Origin of the sequence: Paenibacillus mellifer (genome assembly GCF_023195895.1) — a bacterium.
Lineage (GTDB): Bacteria > Bacillota > Bacilli > Paenibacillales > Paenibacillaceae > Fontibacillus > Fontibacillus mellifer.
Map to the genome: position 1 here is coordinate 129,975 of NZ_JALPRK010000007.1, position 17,476 is coordinate 147,450.

At 38.4% G+C, this 17,476-nt stretch carries 14 protein-coding genes and 1 pseudogene; 13 read left to right on the top strand and 2 right to left on the bottom strand.

Annotation, left to right across the window (positions count from 1 at the left end; genetic code table 11):
- Positions 1 to 36: 36 nt before the first annotated feature.
- The 8 genes and pseudogenes from M0651_RS10100 (at position 37) to M0651_RS10130 (ending at position 11,335) form a co-directional block, all read left to right on the top strand.
- On the top strand, positions 37 to 2,028 hold the full coding sequence (locus M0651_RS10100) for an ATP-dependent nuclease (protein WP_169284729.1): 1,992 nt from the start codon (positions 37 to 39) through the stop codon (positions 2,026 to 2,028).
- Positions 2,021 to 4,012: an ATP-dependent helicase gene (locus M0651_RS10105; RefSeq protein ID WP_169284728.1), complete on the top strand. Its 1,992-nt coding sequence runs from the start codon at positions 2,021 to 2,023 to the stop codon at positions 4,010 to 4,012. Before M0651_RS10100 ends, M0651_RS10105 begins: the two co-directional genes overlap by 8 nt.
- 14 nt (positions 4,013 to 4,026) lie before the next feature.
- Positions 4,027 to 4,374, top strand: a pseudogene (locus M0651_RS24290) (IS5 family transposase); the annotation flags it as partial.
- A gap of 7 nt (positions 4,375 to 4,381) precedes the next feature.
- Positions 4,382 to 4,657, top strand: coding sequence for a transposase (locus tag M0651_RS10110; RefSeq protein WP_372490922.1), 276 nt, complete (start codon positions 4,382 to 4,384; stop codon positions 4,655 to 4,657).
- An 843-nt stretch (positions 4,658 to 5,500) separates the two neighbouring features.
- Entirely contained in the window at positions 5,501 to 6,730 is a 1,230-nt protein-coding gene (locus M0651_RS10115) for a DUF4062 domain-containing protein (RefSeq protein WP_169284725.1), read from the top strand.
- A gap of 475 nt (positions 6,731 to 7,205) precedes the next feature.
- Entirely contained in the window at positions 7,206 to 8,855 is a 1,650-nt protein-coding gene (locus tag M0651_RS10120; RefSeq protein WP_169284724.1) for a hypothetical protein, read from the top strand.
- The gene (locus M0651_RS10125) at positions 8,855 to 9,913 is read left to right on the top strand and encodes a hypothetical protein (protein WP_169284723.1); all 1,059 of its coding nucleotides are present in this window, start codon (positions 8,855 to 8,857) and stop codon (positions 9,911 to 9,913) included. The genes M0651_RS10120 and M0651_RS10125 overlap by 1 nt, the downstream gene beginning before the upstream one ends.
- 396 nt (positions 9,914 to 10,309) lie before the next feature.
- On the top strand, positions 10,310 to 11,335 hold the full coding sequence (locus tag M0651_RS10130; protein WP_169284722.1) for a tyrosine-type recombinase/integrase: 1,026 nt from the start codon (positions 10,310 to 10,312) through the stop codon (positions 11,333 to 11,335).
- Between the two features lie 71 nt (positions 11,336 to 11,406).
- Here M0651_RS10130 and M0651_RS10135 read toward each other — a convergent pair whose 3' ends face one another.
- The gene (locus tag M0651_RS10135; protein ID WP_169284721.1) at positions 11,407 to 12,378 is read right to left on the bottom strand and encodes a tyrosine-type recombinase/integrase; all 972 of its coding nucleotides are present in this window, start codon (positions 12,376 to 12,378) and stop codon (positions 11,407 to 11,409) included.
- On the bottom strand, positions 12,375 to 13,328 hold the full coding sequence (locus M0651_RS10140) for a tyrosine-type recombinase/integrase (RefSeq protein ID WP_248551631.1): 954 nt from the start codon (positions 13,326 to 13,328) through the stop codon (positions 12,375 to 12,377). The genes M0651_RS10135 and M0651_RS10140 overlap by 4 nt, the downstream gene beginning before the upstream one ends.
- Positions 13,329 to 13,755: 427 nt before the next feature.
- Here M0651_RS10140 and M0651_RS10145 point away from each other — a divergent pair, with 427 nt between their 5' ends.
- From M0651_RS10145 to M0651_RS10165, 5 genes are all read left to right on the top strand, one after another.
- The gene (locus M0651_RS10145) at positions 13,756 to 14,256 is read left to right on the top strand and encodes a GNAT family N-acetyltransferase (RefSeq protein ID WP_248551632.1); all 501 of its coding nucleotides are present in this window, start codon (positions 13,756 to 13,758) and stop codon (positions 14,254 to 14,256) included.
- Between the two features lie 486 nt (positions 14,257 to 14,742).
- Positions 14,743 to 15,057 (top strand): hypothetical protein, encoded by a 315-nt coding sequence (locus M0651_RS10150; RefSeq protein WP_248551633.1) that lies wholly within the window; start codon positions 14,743 to 14,745, stop codon positions 15,055 to 15,057.
- 246 nt (positions 15,058 to 15,303) lie between these two features.
- The gene (locus tag M0651_RS10155; RefSeq protein WP_248551634.1) at positions 15,304 to 15,873 is read left to right on the top strand and encodes a hypothetical protein; all 570 of its coding nucleotides are present in this window, start codon (positions 15,304 to 15,306) and stop codon (positions 15,871 to 15,873) included.
- 26 nt (positions 15,874 to 15,899) lie between these two features.
- Positions 15,900 to 16,265 (top strand): cupin domain-containing protein, encoded by a 366-nt coding sequence (locus tag M0651_RS10160; RefSeq protein WP_248551635.1) that lies wholly within the window; start codon positions 15,900 to 15,902, stop codon positions 16,263 to 16,265.
- 154 nt (positions 16,266 to 16,419) lie between these two features.
- Entirely contained in the window at positions 16,420 to 17,418 is a 999-nt protein-coding gene (locus tag M0651_RS10165; RefSeq protein ID WP_248551636.1) for a phosphotransferase, read from the top strand.
- The last annotated feature ends 58 nt before the right edge of the window (positions 17,419 to 17,476 follow it).

Here is a 17,476-nt window from a genome sequence, read left to right on the forward strand (position 1 = left end):
ATATCAAATTTCAAAGGCTTAGAAAGAGGTGGGGTAATGTACATATCTGAGCTAAAAGTGGCTGGGTATAAAAATGCGAAGGAAACCTCACGAATAAAATTTAACAAAGGACTTAATGTTTTAGTCGGTGAGAATGGATCAGGGAAAACCACTATAATAAATGCATTGAGGTTAATTCTCAAAGAAAATGAGTTTTCATATATGAATATATCGGAGGATGACTTCTTTATATCGCTCGATAAACAAGTTTCTTCTGAAAATATTAAAATTGATATCACCTTTGATTCATTAACCCCAGATGAAGAAGTAACCTTCTTATCATGGTGTGATGCTGAGTTCAAAGCACAACTCCATTTAGAAGTAAACGCCAATCCCAACCGGAAAGGCTACTATAAAAAAGAAATTTGGGGAGGACAATCAAAAGCAAGTATTTTCGAAGAAGAAACCTTCGAATGTATTGATTGCATTTATTTTCCACCATTAAGAGATGCTGAAGAGAAATTAGTGAACGGAAAAAAATCTCGTCTTGCTCAGCTTTTAAAAAAGCAATATGGTGATAATAAAGAGAAACTTGTCGATAGCGTCAAAGGTTTTAACGACATAATCACTAGTAATGCTGATGGGAACTATAATGAAATAGAAGCAGCTAAAAAGAACATAAACACAAAATTAGTGGAAACCTTGGGAAGTCATCTTGGACAAAGTGTCAATTTGCAGTTTGCAGAGACAACTTTTAATAAAGTGGTTGAGAGTATTAAAATGGTGTTTTTTCCTCTTAGCGGAGAGACGGATCCCAATAAGTTCAGAGATATTGCAACAAATAGTCTAGGTTACAACAACCTTTTATACATCGCTACAGTATTCGCCGAACTTGAGTTGCTAAAAGACAATAACTTGGTGACGGTATTACTGATTGAGGAGCCTGAAGCTCATTTACATCCTCAATTGCAAGTAAAATTTATTAAGTACCTAAAGCAGTTGACAGATATGTTGCATAATACTCAAGTGGTCATTACAACACATTCCCCTGTCTTAGCTTCATCAATAAGTATAGACAACTTAATTCATATCGTGCAAAAGGATGAGAATTTTGTTGCAACTGCTTTGAAAGATATCAATATGGGCAATAGTAAAGGTTATTTAAATCGGTGGTTAGATGTTACAAAATCAACGTTACTTTTTTCAAAAGGAATCATTTTAGTAGAAGGTATCAGTGAAGCCATGTTAATTCCTGTGTTAGCGCAAATAACGCTGGCAAAATATAATATTTCAGTAATTGAAACTTCAAAAAAACCATTGCCGAGTTCCTTGGAAGAGGCAGGGGTCTCAGTTATAAATATAAATGGCATTAATTTTAAACATTTTTTGAAGTTGTTCTCCGATTGTGATGATAGTTCGGGAGAAGAAACATTACCAATCCGTTGTTCTGGTATTACTGATAATGATCCGGGGAAAACGGAAATTTCTTTATTCGATAAAGTTGGAATGCCAATTTTGAGTGATGACGGAAGGCCCAAAAAAAAGTTAATCGAGACATACCCACTTCCCAGTAATACTTCAAAAGGAAACAATAGCGCCTTAGCATTAATTGAAGATGTTAACAAAAGCAAGTGGGCACGATTATTTCATTCGCCATTAAAAACTTTTGAATATGATCTTGCTATGGAAAAAAACACAAAATTAATGGCGCAAACGCTTAAAATTTTGTGGCCTACTGGAAATGGAAAGGTAAGTAAGGATTGTGAAAAAATTATTGAGTACGATAATAAATACGTTGATGAGAATCTTTTGAGTGAGGATGCAAAGTTTATTATTGAGCATATTGAGGATGAGAATATAGGTAAAGGAACTTTTGCTCAACAATTTGCAGAAATAATCGAAACTCAAATCAATAATGAACTGTTTAAGATTGCTTCAGAAAAATCTAATTCGACGGCAATATTGCAAAATATCAGCAAGCTGATAAATGTCCCAAAATATATTGAGGATGCAGTAATTTGGTCTTGTGGTGGTGATTTACATGACTAAAGAAGAAATGCAAGAGGTACTGTCAAAAGTTTTATGCAGGAAAGACCACCCTCTTCATTGCGACAGTTGTTCTCATAATCCAAACAAGGAATCATCGTCGCAGGAAGAGCGGTATGTTTGCCGCATTTCAGAAAAGACGGAGCAGCAGCTCCAATATATATTTTCCTCAATTAAGCAAAACATTTTTTTAGAGGCATGCGCTGGAAGTGGGAAAACCGAAGTTGTTGGGATGAAGATGTCATATGAAATAAGCAAATGGACAGATAGAAACAACGGAATAGCTGTACTAACGTTCACAAATGAAGCTACAGAAACAATAAAAAATCGCGTTGAGCAATTTTCGAAACTATCCTCATTACACCCACACTATATTGGGACACTAACAGGATTTCTTCATGGATTTATTGCTCAAAAATTCGGCTACAAATTTTTTGGTAATAATGGGAGAAATGGCGACTTTTCATATCGGTTGGTTGATAAAATGATGGATACTTTTAAAAATCATTGGCTAGAGAATTATAAGTCAAAAATTCCCTATGTCTATGGAGTTGGAAAACAAGAAAGTATTTACGCAAATCAAATATATTATGATTATCAGAAAAAAGATTACTATATACAATTCTCCGAAAATTACAAATTAACTATTACTGAATACTATAACTCAAAAAACTTTCAGAGATTTGTTCAAGATACTCGAAATAAATATAATAATAACGAGTTATATAAAATTGAATACGTTAAGAAACAACTCATAAGTGACAAAGTTAAATTTTTAAAAGATGGATTTGCAAATTTTGAAGATATGAATAACATTGCTTTTAAGGCTTTGCAAGAAAATATAAAAGTAGCTTCAATAATATCCAAGAGGTTTCCAATAATTATAATTGATGAGTGTCAGGACTTATCGTGGATCGAAATTCAAATCCTTGAGAAATTAAAAGATGCTGGAAACATACTTCATTTTATTGGTGATTTAAATCAAGCCATCTACGATTTTAAGAATGCCAACCCAACATATACAAAGGAGTTCCTGTCTAACTTTATTTGTTATAAATTAACTGATAATTTTAGAAGCTGTCAACCGATTGTTGATGTATCAAATCGTATATCTTCTATCACAACAACAATAGCAGGAAGAACCAACAATAAATTAAGTGACAATAGTGTTTGTTACTATGAATATGATGACTTACAAGTACTTCAAGAAAAATATTTGTCATTCTTAAACCTATTCAATATCCAACCTGAAAGTTCCTCTATTTTAGTTCGTCAACTTTCATTAAAATCAAATTTGCAAGTACGTTTAGATCAAAGAAGCGTTCATTTGATATTAGATGCAATTCAACTTTGGAAAGCGAAACAACAATCAACTAGAATAATGGCGTTAGAACTTGCAGGAAAGCAATTGCAAAAATGGTTAGGTGGATCGAAAAATAAAGATAATTATTTTTGTCCAATTGATATTAAATCTGCATTCAGATGGCGGATTTTTATCAAGGATTTCCTTCAAGCCTGTTGCTCAAACTCTTTTATAAATAATTTTGAAAATAAAAAATATGGTGAGTGGTATAAAACAGCAAGGGAACAACTCCCTTCTATCTTGCTGAATACATATAAAAATTTAAATGAATATGATGAAAATCCGCGTGATTTTAATAGTTTACCTATTTTACGTACACCTTCAGGTACAGCAGAAAGTGCCATCGACGCGATATCAATGCTTGAGACCTCTATGTCAATAAGAATTAATACAATCCACTCTGCTAAAGGTTGTGGTTTCGAAAGTGTAATGGTCGTTTCGAGTAAAGATCAAAAGAGTATCGGTGGGCATTGGAAACAGTGGATGGAAGAGGAAGGCGAATCAAAACGAATAGGATATGTTGCAAGCACCAGAGCTAAATATTCATTAATATGGGCTGTGCCGAAACTAAATGCAAAAGACAGGAACCAATTAGAGACTTATGGATTTAAAAGAATTGAATAGTTCTATGTACTAGGGTGTGTATTCAAACTACTAAAACCCGCAATGGTTTGGTAAATTATTCATATGAGAAGACGATACGAGACGATCAATGGGAACAACTAAAAGATCTTTTGCCGCTAGAACGAAAACTCCAAAGAGGACGCCCTGCTACGGATAACCGTAAGATGCTCAATGGCATGCTTTGGGTGATCCGTTCAGGAGTGCCGTGGCGGGACTTGCCAGAATACTATGGCTCCTGGAGCAGCGTCCACAGCCGATTCCGCCGATGGGAGAAGACGGGCATATTCGATCGCATGCTAGAGGTGCTGTCCACTGAACCTGATTCCGAAAGTGTCATGATTGATGCCTCCATCGTCCGTGCTCACCAATATGGCGCGGGAGCAAAAGGGGGCAGCAATTCAAGCGATCGGACGATCTCGAGGAGGCTTAACCTTCAAGATTCACGCGGTTGTGGATGCTCTGGGCAATTCCCTCCAAATGGAAGTGACGGCAGGCAATATCAACGATTGTGTGGCGGGTTACGAGATATTGCAGTCCCTTGATATCAAGGGCAAACACATTTTAGCTGATCGTGGGTATGACACTGATAAAAATCATCTCGTTGTTGGTGGAAAAGCAAGCGAATTCTGTGATTCCCAGTTGTAAACATCGTACCGTTCAACGATCGACCGACTGGTGGTTGTTTAAAGAGCGATACTTGGTCGAATGCCTCTTCAATAAACTGAAACATAATCGGCGACTGGCTACACGTTACGATAAATTAACGTGTACTTTTGTTGCTTTTTAAAGTTAGCTTCCTCCATGATTTTGTTGTCATGAGGTTAGAATACACAGCCTAGCAGAGCTGGCTTTCATTATATAAGATGCTGCTGGTGGGTTAAAGGCGTTATGGAGCGAAGAAGCCAAACTTTGCAGTGGAGCGATTCAATGGAAGGCGCGTTTATTGAATCGCGGCGGAAAAAATTCCAGTGTTTACGCTCACGTCATTGACGGTGAATAATGCACCGACAAAGTACGTGAACGGCGACATTCCAGCGATAAGGCTAATGCGAATCATTAGATTAAGGAACTATTAACGCTGCCTCTCGTTTTTCTCCAATAATACCATATCCCCTATTTTCTAGTCCTTCATAAAAAGATACTATTTGGCTCCCCAGGCTCGTTCAGTCATACGGAGTAAGCGAACGATGGCTACTAAGAGCCGAGAGCTGCAGCTAAGTGGTCTTAGGTTACATTGACGCACTTTTCCTTATTTGCGTTCCGATTTTTTTCAAAGACCAGGAAGTTTGAAATGATAAGCCATTCCGGAAGTGCAGACGATTAAAACAAAGAACAAGAACAAAAGGAAAGGTCAAAAGCCAGGTCAAGTACGGCATATCGGAGATATCGGAGACACCCTCTTGAGTATTCAGTATAGTTTGATAATTTTATGCAGGTGTTTAGGATATCTGATACTATTATATTATGATAACTCTAGGAGTGAGTTAGTTGGCTTATTCAGCGCAAGTTTATGAAATAGTAATTGCATCACCGGGTGATTTGAAGAAAGAGAGAGAGATAGTCAGAGATTGTGTTCTTCAATGGAACAGGGATCATTCAAAATTTTTTAATCTAATCTATATGCCCAGGATGTGGGAGACAGATACTGTTCCTGAAATAAATATACGTCCGCAAGAAAGCATAAATAAACAGATCCTCCACAATTCCGATATTATGATAGCCATGTTTTGGACAAAGCTTGGTAGTCCGACGGGTAAAGACCAATCAGGAACCGTGGAGGAAATCAATCAGTTTATATCCTCAGAAAAACCAGTAGCATTATATTTTTCAGACAAAAAATATTCGCCATCTACCATTGACCCAATGCAACTCGAAGCACTGAGAGCTTACCAAAGTTCTATTAGAGACAATTCTTACTACAATGTGTTCAAAAGTACTAGTGAAATAAAAGAGCTGGTATTAAAGTATCTCAATGTAACTGCCTCAGAAATAACTAAAAAAAAAGAAAGTAATCTGTTAATTGATATACAAGAAAATGAAAAATCGAAACCCAATTCATTAGATGACTTTCATAGCTATCTTTCGTTGGCAAGTCACGCTAACGCAGATGGATTCTGGTTGAGCATTGTAGCCGGTTACGATGATGGTTACTCTAGCTTCAATACAAATGAAAAGGAATATATATTTGACTGGGCGACCACAGTATTACAGTCCGTTTATCCAGAAAACGTGGGTTCAAAACGCTATGGCAAAGATTTTGTCTCAGTAACATGTAAAACGCAAGATACAACTGCCCCAGTGTTTCAAGTTCGATATGATAACGTTGGTGTTGCAATGATCCAATGGAGGGCGATAAACCCTTTCATTCCGCTTAACTGGTTAATAACACTTTGTTTAGTTTCAGTAGCTCAAGTCGTAAATAGTCCGATTGTTTCAGGCCAGAGATTAAGAAAGCTAGGGATTACGTTAAGTAATTCTCCAGAAGAGGGTATAAATACTGATGTTGTTTTTTCATCATCAATGTCAGATGTACATTTTAACTCCCGTAATTCGATTTGGACGTCAACTGTAGATGAAGATGTTAATATTGATAAAGTCATTAAAGAATTTGTTCGGAACACTCTTCAAGAGTGGGGATACTATGATTTTGAAGATAGCTTAGATTCCCTCATTTTGAAGAATGTTAAACAGGACTACTTACTCCTGCTAAACGATTAATTTTGCTCCGCTAAAATTTGTCGATGGTAGTGGAGCAGGGCTGATTCGAGTGTCGTTCTCTCCGAGTTCTCTCAAACGTCCAGTTTCGCTCACTTTTTGATGATTTCCCGAGACGCCTTGTGGCACTAGGAAAGGGTATGTGAAACGCCGAAATCCCTTGATCTTGTAGGCTTTCTGCAGTTTTTTGGTTCCCCTAAAGGGACATGATTTCCGCTCGGTTCCCTTTACCGTGCATGATTCAGGTTCGTGTGGGCTAACCCCCCGTGGAGGTTCGAGCACTCTCGACCGTACCATATACTCAAATCAAACTCTTCTTCGGAAGGGTTTTTATTTATGCCTAATTCCCCACTTTTACTAACTATACACACTTTATCACAGGAAATTCCTATCGTCTGTCGAAAATCATTAATAAGTTGCCTATGGATTTGAAATTTTATGTATTTGAATCCTGACGATTTGAAAGTGAGGGGACTATATGCTTACAGTTGAACAATACATAATAAAGATGAAGAAAAAAGATAACCTTGATGAATTCAATTTTAAAAATCATTCCGAAAATATGTCCGCGGTTCTGAAGTATGTCATGGATTATTTTAATCATTATCTGAATCCGGAAGAATACGATTATGAGAACATCAAAACAGAACAATCAGCATTAAAAATCTTCCAAGAGATAGAAGGCTTCTTTCCTGAAAGTAAGGACTTTGTTATTCAATACTACAAAAAAACAAAGAGCCGGATAGATCGATTACTGAAGTCATGGATGTATGAACGAAAATACGTTCATCTTATTTACAGTGCCGAGGATTATGAGGATACGATTCATAAGTTCTGTAGCAGTACAAAAATGAAAGGAACAGAAATTGAGCAGTATCGAGATCAATTGATCATTCTGGCAAAAGAGATAAAAGCAAAAGAGACAGAAAAACCATCCATTTCCGGATTTAAGTATTTGGATGACAATCTGGTTGGTTGGGTAAAAGAGACGTACCGCAGTTATGGCGTAAATTTATTCGAGTTTGCTCAAAGCTATACAGGTGCTTTTTTTGATGAGTACATTGAACGCATTTATACCAGGGAATCAGAGCATTTCTATTATATCAATCGTTACAACCATAGATACAATGATAATCCGTTTAATATGGATGTTCTTTATAGAGAGAACGAACATCGTCCTTTTATTAATGGTCATAAAGGCGAGTTGGAAATGCTGATCATGTATGTATGGGTATTTGATGATGCAAGTGATGAGGGCTACTGGCCTGAGTATGTAAATCTATGTATTTCTACAGGAAGAGTGAGCCTGGTAAAACGGATTAATGTGTTAGTGCCGGTAACGACGAAAGGCATGATGTACCCTGTAGATATCAAGAGTAATATGACCTTTCTAGAAACGACAACAGGTGCTTTAAAGGTTGCTCCAAATGAAGCGTACATTTTGCGCCTGAGCTATGAGAAAGACAATGATTTGTTATGGAAAGACGCAGCACGACTTGATGTTGTTTTAAAGAATCTGATGGATACATTCTCCAAGTATGGTATGCCTGACACACTGGAATTGTTATCCCCTCTACGCTCTCAAACCTATGGTGAAGAGGAGTTTTTCAAGCAGTACTCGATTCTCGAAAAAAGCCTAAAAAAATATAAAACCATAAAAATTGCTTTAGTTAATGGACCTCAGAAGCAAAGTGGAAAGTCAAAGTATTTGATGCAAACAGCAGAGGATGTTGTGAATATCCATAAAATAGTGAAAGAAATGAAATATAAATTAAAGTTTACTATAGATATTTCAAGGCTGATCAAGCGGAAGAATTATAAGGGGGAATTCGAGGAGGACTTCAATCGACTTACTGAGATTAGATCGGGCATTGTTGGAATTCATTTGTCAAGGCTTCCTAGCCGAACGGGATTTTCTCATAGACATTATAAAGATGGAAATAGGTATTTATATAAATATGATTATCCTGAGAACTCGGATTTCTTAGGCTCATTTTCAGCATTGCTAAATGATAACTTGAGCCGTTACTTAGTGCCTGAGGGGATGACTTCTGAAGCTGAGCTTGAAGAATTAGTTGATGATCTGCTAAGAGGCGGGTTCTCTTTTTCCGGTCAGGAGGTCGAATAGTGGTGTGGCGACATGGTTTTATAGAACTAAAGGACATGAACAATTATCCGATAAATCAGCTAAAAGAGCTTGATAAAATTGAACTGCTAATACCGGAATCAATGACCAAGTTTAATCAATGGTGCAAGGATATTCAAGCTGTGAAGCACAATAAGTACCTACATCCGTTAATCATAGAATATCAGGAAGAGATTGCTTACCGCAAGGCACGTGACGAAGAACATCAATTTTATAAAGAGATTGATCCATATTCGCTAAGGAATTCAAAGGTTGAAAACCGCAGGAACAAAGCTGTGTTGTTCATAGACGTATCTGATAAGCAAGCCAATCGGACATATGGAATTATGAATAGCTTAATTGATGCAATTAGTGAATTGGGTGGGAGGGTGGACGTATTTGCAGGAGAACAGGACAATATCCGGATACGATTACTAGACCATGAGTATTCCGCCTCATTGATCGAAATTATGGTCAAAAGACGTTCTTTTTTGTCGAATTTACAATCTGGAAGTATGACGGGTTTAAGTCCCATGTATGAAAAGATCCCCAGTGGTTTGCTCAGGATGGAGTTCACAGAGATTTTCGGTTACGCACACAGAAATAAAACGGCCCAATCCCTTTGTTTTAATGAAACCCTGGATCGACCGTTTGAAAAACAAATAGGTGAGATTCTCATAGATTGTTTGAAAAATGCCATTGGGATAAGCGTATCTAGACATATAGCTGAGCGCGAATATGAAGTAAAGAAAAAAGAGAAGGAACGTCTTGAAGCCATAGAAGAATCCAAGAAGCAGGAGCTTCAGCGACTTGAAGAGTACATTCTTCGCAAACAGAAACTAAAACAAAACATTGAGAATCAAATGAAGAATTGGGTTAAAGCGAACAAGTTGCGCGATTACGCCGAGGAGTTAGAGCGATTTGTTGTAACATGTGAGGATGAGATAACCAAGAAGTCATTCTCCACTTATATCCAATTGGTGCGAGAAGCTGCGGAGGATTGTGATCCGGGAGGGGACATATTGAATAAGGTACAGGAGTTAGAACATGGAAGCAAATGAATTCTCCCGCAGCTTGCTGTGGGAGAATTTGTTGCTTCTTATCCATGTAATAAAGGCACTTTCAATATGCTTCTCTTTAAGCGACTTTCATGTGTGTACTTTCGGACAGACCCGGCGGGAAGGGATAGCAATAAATCCGGGCCTCGCCGGTTAACCAAAACTTAGTTTTAATCGAGGCCCGGTGAAAGTGGATTGATCTGGTTGTCGCAGTAACCGCACAAGTTTATCATTGGAAAACGCTGTGATCGGATCTTTGGGAGCATTTCAATCTGACAATCTGCTTCGCCTGAGGCTATAGAACGCTGACAAATTGATTTTTAGAGGGTCCGGTTTTGTCCGGAAAATGAAACGAATAGTGAGGGGGATTTCAGAGTACATCTGTTTGGAGGGACGAGGATGAGCGGAAATGTTGTAAGCCTGTTTCGGCAAAGTCAGAGTGATAGATCGAATAAACGACGCAGAAATGATTTATACGATGTAGAATCGTTTTCCAACGCGGGTTATCGGCTAACGTGGGAAGAAGCCGTGAGATTATTTGTTCAGGCCCGCCGCGCTGAAACATCAAGCGAGGATACCGTAAAGTTTGAAATGAGCACTTTGAAATGTTATGAGCGAATTTTGCGAGAGCAAGAGATCGAAGCCGACATCTATCATGTATCGACTGACTTGCTGCGAAATAAGTTTATTATGGCTATGGTTGAGAAAAAAGGCTACAAGCTCAATACGATCAATAATCGAATTAAATCCATCAAGCGTTTCTTTTTATTTTTATACGAAGAAGGCTGGATTCCAGACAACCCGGCAGAACACTTACGAACACGCAAAGGTCATCAACCAACCATTCCATCCTTCACCGAAGAGCAAGTTGTAGCCCTGCTCAAGCAGCCGAATCAAAACACGTTTACGGGGTTTCGTGATTTTGTCATTCTATCCTTGATTTGCGACAGTGGACTGCGCGTCGGCGAAATCACAAAACTCAAAATGAATCAGGTCGATATTAAAGAGAATCAGCTTCTTGGTGTCATTGGGAAAAGCAAGAAGCCGCGGGACATCCCTTTTTGTGATGATGTGCGTAAGCTCTTAATCCGATATATCAAAGCAAGAGGGGACATCCACTCATCTCATTTTTTTGTCACACTGGATGGTCGTCCGCTCGGTGTTCGCTCTTTTCAAGGAGCTCTACATCAATACGGTAAAGATGCCGGAATCACTAACGTTCGGGTAAGTCCTCATACGTTAAGGCATACCTTCGCCAAAATGTACATTATCAATGAGGGCGATCCGTATAGCTTGCAAGATATTCTCGGCCATACTTCTCAGGATATGGTGAAGCGTTACGTTAACTTGTGGCGTCCAGAAATGAAATCGAAGCATGCGAAATCTTCCCCCGTGCGCCGACTGTATCAAAACAGGTTGATTTAAATATTTCAATCAGGTTGAAGAGCGAAGGCCATTCCGTTGTGAATGGCCTTCGCTGCTGCTTATGGCAAGGTTCAAATAATACGTTTCATGTTTTCAACCGGGCTATACTTTTTGTGCTGTTGCTTAATATCGCTGCTAAATAGCTCAACATAGTATTCGACCATTTTAAGCGTGGCGTGGCCTAATATTCGCCGGAGCGTGAACGGATCACCGCCATTTAAGATATAGAACTTGGCCATCGTATGCCGGAAGGTATGAGGGGATACCCTTACCCCATTAATGCTCGAAGCAAGACCGTAATCATGCATTTTCTCCTGTAGCGCTCGGGTGCTGATCTTTTCATTGTTCAAGTTTACGAACAGCGCTTCCGTCTCCAAGTCTCCACGTATATCCAGGTAACGGCGTATCACTTTAGCACACGTTTGTTGCATAGGCACGCGGCGGGCTTTTCCCCCTTTTCCTTTTGTAATACGAATTTCTTGTTCCTTAAAAAAGACATCGCCAATCTTCAAATTACATAATTCACTGATTCGCATTCCCGTTTCAAAAAGAACCAGCATCATGGTGTAGTCCCGAAAGCCCGAGAACGTATTTCGCACCGGTTGCTCCAACAAGGCGACGACTTGTTCTTTGGTAAAGGTTTGAATCATCAACTTTTCAGCTTTGGTGGCATGAATCTCGTTTGCAAGATTCTGAAGGAGCCAGCCTTCCTCAAATAAATATCTCAGGAATTGCTTAATGGCCTTTATGCGTCCATTTACGGTATTGTCCGATTTTCCTTGTTCGAATAGATAGGCAATAAAATGATTCTTAATATCTCGGGAAGTGACAGAGTAAATATCCAGTACAATCTCCTGGTCCCGGAAGGCAGCTTCCAATTGTTTTGCGCTATCCTGATAAAAACGAATCGTGAGTGGCGAAAGTTTTTTTGATTTGCAATCGAGAATAAAAGAGTGAAGCAGATCGCTATAGCTTAACTGTTGCTTGGCGTCGCTCGCCTTATCGACCTTTGTTAATTTGTTTTGTCTGCGTCCGATAGTCATTCCCCATGCACCTCGCTTTCGGTGAAGATAGAGGGGAATTCCTGAATGATCTGTTCCAGCGGACTAAACTTCTCATGTTGGATCTGCAAATCGCGCGAGAAAAGTTCAACATACATTTCAGTTGTTTCTATCCGTGAGTGCCCGAGAATATTTTTTAACGAGAAAATATCGCCACCGTTTAATAAATACTTTTTTGCAAAGGTATGGCGAAAAGTATGGCAGGAACATTGAACATCCTGAATGTTTGCGGTTTTGCATATCCGCGAAATCATGGTTCGAATGCCACCTTCATCGAATGGGCGATTGTCCAACGTGATCCACAGCCGATCCGTGTACAACGTTCCTCGCTCCAGCAAATAAAGATGTAACTCATGAGATACAATTCGCTGAATCGGCACCATTCTGGCCTTTCTGCCTTTCCCATGCCGAACACGTACCATTCCTTCATCTAATAGAACATCTGTGATTTGGAGTTGAGTGAGTTCGTTCAGGCGTATGCCGGTTTCAAGCAAAATCAACATCATCATGTAATTACGGAAGCCAGTAAATGTTGAACGATCGTGTTGAGTGAACAGTCGCGTCAAATGAGCATCCGTGAAAGTATGCATCAAAGAGGGTTGGACTTTAAAAGGCTTTAGTCCATCCGCAATATTGCAATCAGCTTGTTTCTCAGCCACGAGAAACGCGAAAAGTTCTTTGATAATAGCCAGGTTGCAATTGACGGTTCTCAGGGACAATGCCCCATCAAGCATACTGGGGATGATGCGATGTTTTAACAAATCGGAAGTCAAATCAAACCATTCGAGATTTTGGGTTTTTAAGTGCTGTTCGATGTTTTTCAATCCGTCCCGATAACGGCGAATAGTCGTCTTGGCCAAGTTTCTGGACTTGCAGTCCATGAGGAACAAATGAACCAGGCTTGACCAATCGATCATATTAGGTTGAGACACTTCGCATTTCCTCCCTTATTGGATATGCGAAGCAAAGCAGATATACGAAGTGAGCAGGGGGAGGTTCGTAAAACATTTGGATGTACGACTGCGTTTAACTTCCACGAAATTTCGGGTTATTTACAGCCTTTTGGAAGGGTTTTACAAACGCGAAAATCCGTTGATATATAAGGGTTTTTCGGCACTTTTAGGGGGAGTGCTCACCTCCTCCCGGTTCGTATAACACCGTATTCACGCTGCAGGGCTATCGCCCTTTGGTTTTCAGATGTATAATCATGGAAGAAGCTCAGCTCAGACAACAAACGACCCAGCCTAAGATAAGAGTTATCTAAGGCTGGGTCGTTTCTTGAATACAAACACGTTAGATGAAAGTTCTGAAAGATTAATAAAAATTCAATTCATTAAATTCTTAACTTAGAGGTGACCTATGAAATTAAAGATCGAAAAAGTTAGCGAAAACCAATTGGAACTATTCCTTTCAATATTAAAGGAGATTGCGATTTGGTTGGAGGAAATTGATAAACCAATGTGGAGTTTAGAGGGATTGGAATATGATAATTTTATTCGGAATAACGTGGATACAGATTTTTATATTTGTTTCAATAATAATGAGCCTGCGGGAGCCTTTATGTTAAAGGAAGAAAATGAGTTTTGGTGGCCTGAAGGGAATAAAATAGAAGATTTATTCCTTAAGAAACTAGGGGTGCGTAGACAATATGCAGGGATGGGAATCTCAAACTACATTATTGATTGGGTTAAGAATGAAGCTAAGAGACGAAATAAAAAATACGTAAGAATTGAGTTCTATGCAGATAGAGTTAACCTTATAAGACTATATGAAGATAACAAATTTAATCAAGTTAAGCGTATGACAATGCCTGATGGAATATGTATTGCCTTGTATGAACATGTAATAAAATACGCTTGAGTATTTCGAGGATGTCAGAACCTTCACCTAACACCGTATTCACGCAGCGGGCCTAGCGGCCCTTGGTCTGCAGAGGCATTTCAGAGAAGTGGAATCAGTAGACAACCCTGCACTGGCTAAGTCTGTCGGACCCGGTCGCATGCGCTCCCTTATGCCTCTCAGGTTCGTAGATACAAGAACGTTAGGCGAAATTTCCGCAAACAATAAGAAAGGATTAAATTATGACTATCGCTGGGATGCTAATAGCTTTATTTGTTTTATTAGTTTCATTTTACTTTCTGGGGCCATACGGTGTAGGAATTTTATTTAGTATCTTATTTGGATTAACGTTAAGTACCTATCTAAAATCTAAACAGATAAATAGAACGTTGTATGAACCTCGGGAAGGCGGAAACATCCGACTTCGTCGGACGTCGTGAATACATGCACGTTATCTGAAAGCCCCGAAGTGCGATAGAATATCTCAATTCAAGGTCGGTGAATTTCATGAAAAACATTAAATTCAGGTTCTCTTTAATCTTTATTATTTTAGGTATTTGTATTATCACAATATCTAAGATCGTAGAAGAAATAATCCCAAAGTTAGGTTTTGCAGCATACCAATCAGCAGCCGCTGGTTCGTTTTATCCCGAGAATTATCATGTAAATTTAACACTAAATTATTGGATAGGAGCATTATGTATTCTGGGTGGAATTATTTACTTGATAAAGATCTCAAATATTATAAAAAATCAACTCGAAGAAATTAAATTAAGAAATAAGCAATTTGAAGAGAAATTTAAAAATAATCAACAAGAATAAACCAATTAGTATGCCAATATTTCAAGTATCGGGGCCATCAGATAACACTGTATTCACGCGGTGGGCCTTGCGGCCCTAGGTCTGCAAGAGGCATTTTGAGGAAGTGGAATTAGCAGACAACCCTGCACTGGCTAAGTCCGTCGGACCCGGGGCTGGGGCCCCTTAAGCCAGTGAGGGTTCGTGAATACAACAGCGTTATATGAAACTGGCGAAAGCCATGAAAAACGAAAAAGAGGAGAGAAGTGAATGAGTGAATTCAGTGAGAGTTACCATCTTTTTTCTATAGATCAGAATGAAGGTATAAAGCTATTGAAGAAAGCTTGGTTGCGAGGATTTGTTTATCCCTCAAGTTACAACTGGGTAACTATTGTTCCAAGTGGTCGCAGTTTTCAGCCTAATAAGAGATTAATCAATAAAAACAAAGGAGTATTAGTGCACTTAATAAACGCAGAAGATCATGGATGGTCAATTAGTATTTATGATGGAAGGAAACGGACATTCCACTATGAGTGTAATTGGGAAGAAGAAATTGATATCAATCAAGATGAGTATAATAGAGAACGTTTTGTTGATTTGGTAAATAGCAATCCATATCAACAAAAGACAGTAACCCCATTAGATATAACAAAGGTATTCTATGTTTCCGATTTTGAAGAATTATTTGAAAGAAATCCGGTCCAGCAAGTTGCAGAGTTATTGGGATTTGAGAATTATGAGTGGATTTCCTACGAGTATAGCCTAAGAGAGGCTAAAGAAAATCCTGAAGGGTTCAAAAACAAAGGAATCAAAACAGTAAATAGTATTTTCACTTTTTAATTTGTTGATTTTAAGGAGTGAACTTATTGAGAATCTTTGATTTTGATAAAGAAACCGGTAGAGAAATAACTCAATTCAATAGTAAAAATTCTAACTTCTCAAAAATCATTCAACCTAACAATCAAATACATATCGGATGCATATATATAGGACCTGATGGAATATTAGGACCACATCCAGCGCCAATAAGCCAATTATTTATAGTACTGAATGGTCAAGGCTGGGTAATAGGTAAAGAAGGCTTAAGATATCACATTCAATCTGGAAAGGCAGTTTTTTGGGAACCAGGAGAAATACATGAATCAGGATCAGAACTTGGAATGACAGTCATCGTGATTGAAGGAGAAGATCTTAAACCGTTAATGAAAGAGATTGAATGGATCGAGAGCTGATTCGAAGGAGAAGTTTTCTGTAGCAGGGAAGAGGGATCAGCCAGATCCATCCCAATACTTAACTGGCGTCGCGGCCGCCCTTCGGCTTAAGGGAGTTGGACGGTGTGAACACAATTACGTTATGCGAAATTTAAGCAAGATTGGAGAAACGTAAATGCCATTAACCGACAATCAATTATTTGAGATATTAAGGGATCAAAATGAATTTAAGGTTCTTGATATAAGAAGGACAGAGAATATTACTCGAGATCGGGCATCGCTGAATAAAATTGATGTACACACGAGAGACAATAGGATTGTTCCTTTATTAGAGAAAAACACGATATCTACGTCTGTTCCAAATGAGAATATTATTTACAATTACTATTCCAACAAGGATGTATCCATTCCAAAGGTTTTTTACAATGAGTATGATCAAACTCAACATGAAGGTATATTGTTGATGGAAGATTTAACACCGACACATTGTAATATAGCAGATTGGGAGGTACCCATTGACCCCGATAAACTAAAAACCATTATTGATATGATCTCACAATTTCATGCGGTCTCTTGGGGAAGGGGAGAACTATCTGCTCCCCAGCATTTGCAGAGTACAGAGGAATATTTAAAGCATATTGGCTATTTGGAAAGAGATTATATTCATTTTAGGAAAACTCAAACATATAACCTTGGAGATGATCAATTCGAAGTATATGAGAAGAGTCTACAGAATTTACGCGAGAACGCTCAAAAACACATTGAACGTATAACTACTAATCAACATACTTCATTCATCCATGGTGATCTGAATGTATGCAATATGTTGTATCCGTTAATAGGTAATGCAAGGCCTTACATAATTGACCTTGAAGCAGTCAGGGTTGGGCTTTGTACAGAAGACTTGGTCATGTTATTTATTCATGATTTATATCATGGTGGGGAAATGACCTTACATATTTTTCAAATGTACTACCGTTCAATTTGCAGTAAGATCCCCTGCGAATATACTTATGATCAATTCATGGAGGATATAAGAACATCAATCATGGAAGGGATCTTTTTTCCACTTAAGCTTTTTGTTCATAATGGTGTAAAGGATGAAGAACTGATATTGAAATCATTAAATGCATATCAATCTTTAATAGGTGTTATTCGCCCCAGCCTAAGATAAGAGCGATCTAAGGCTGGGGCGTTTCGTGATACAAGAACGTTATAGGAAATACCTGCAA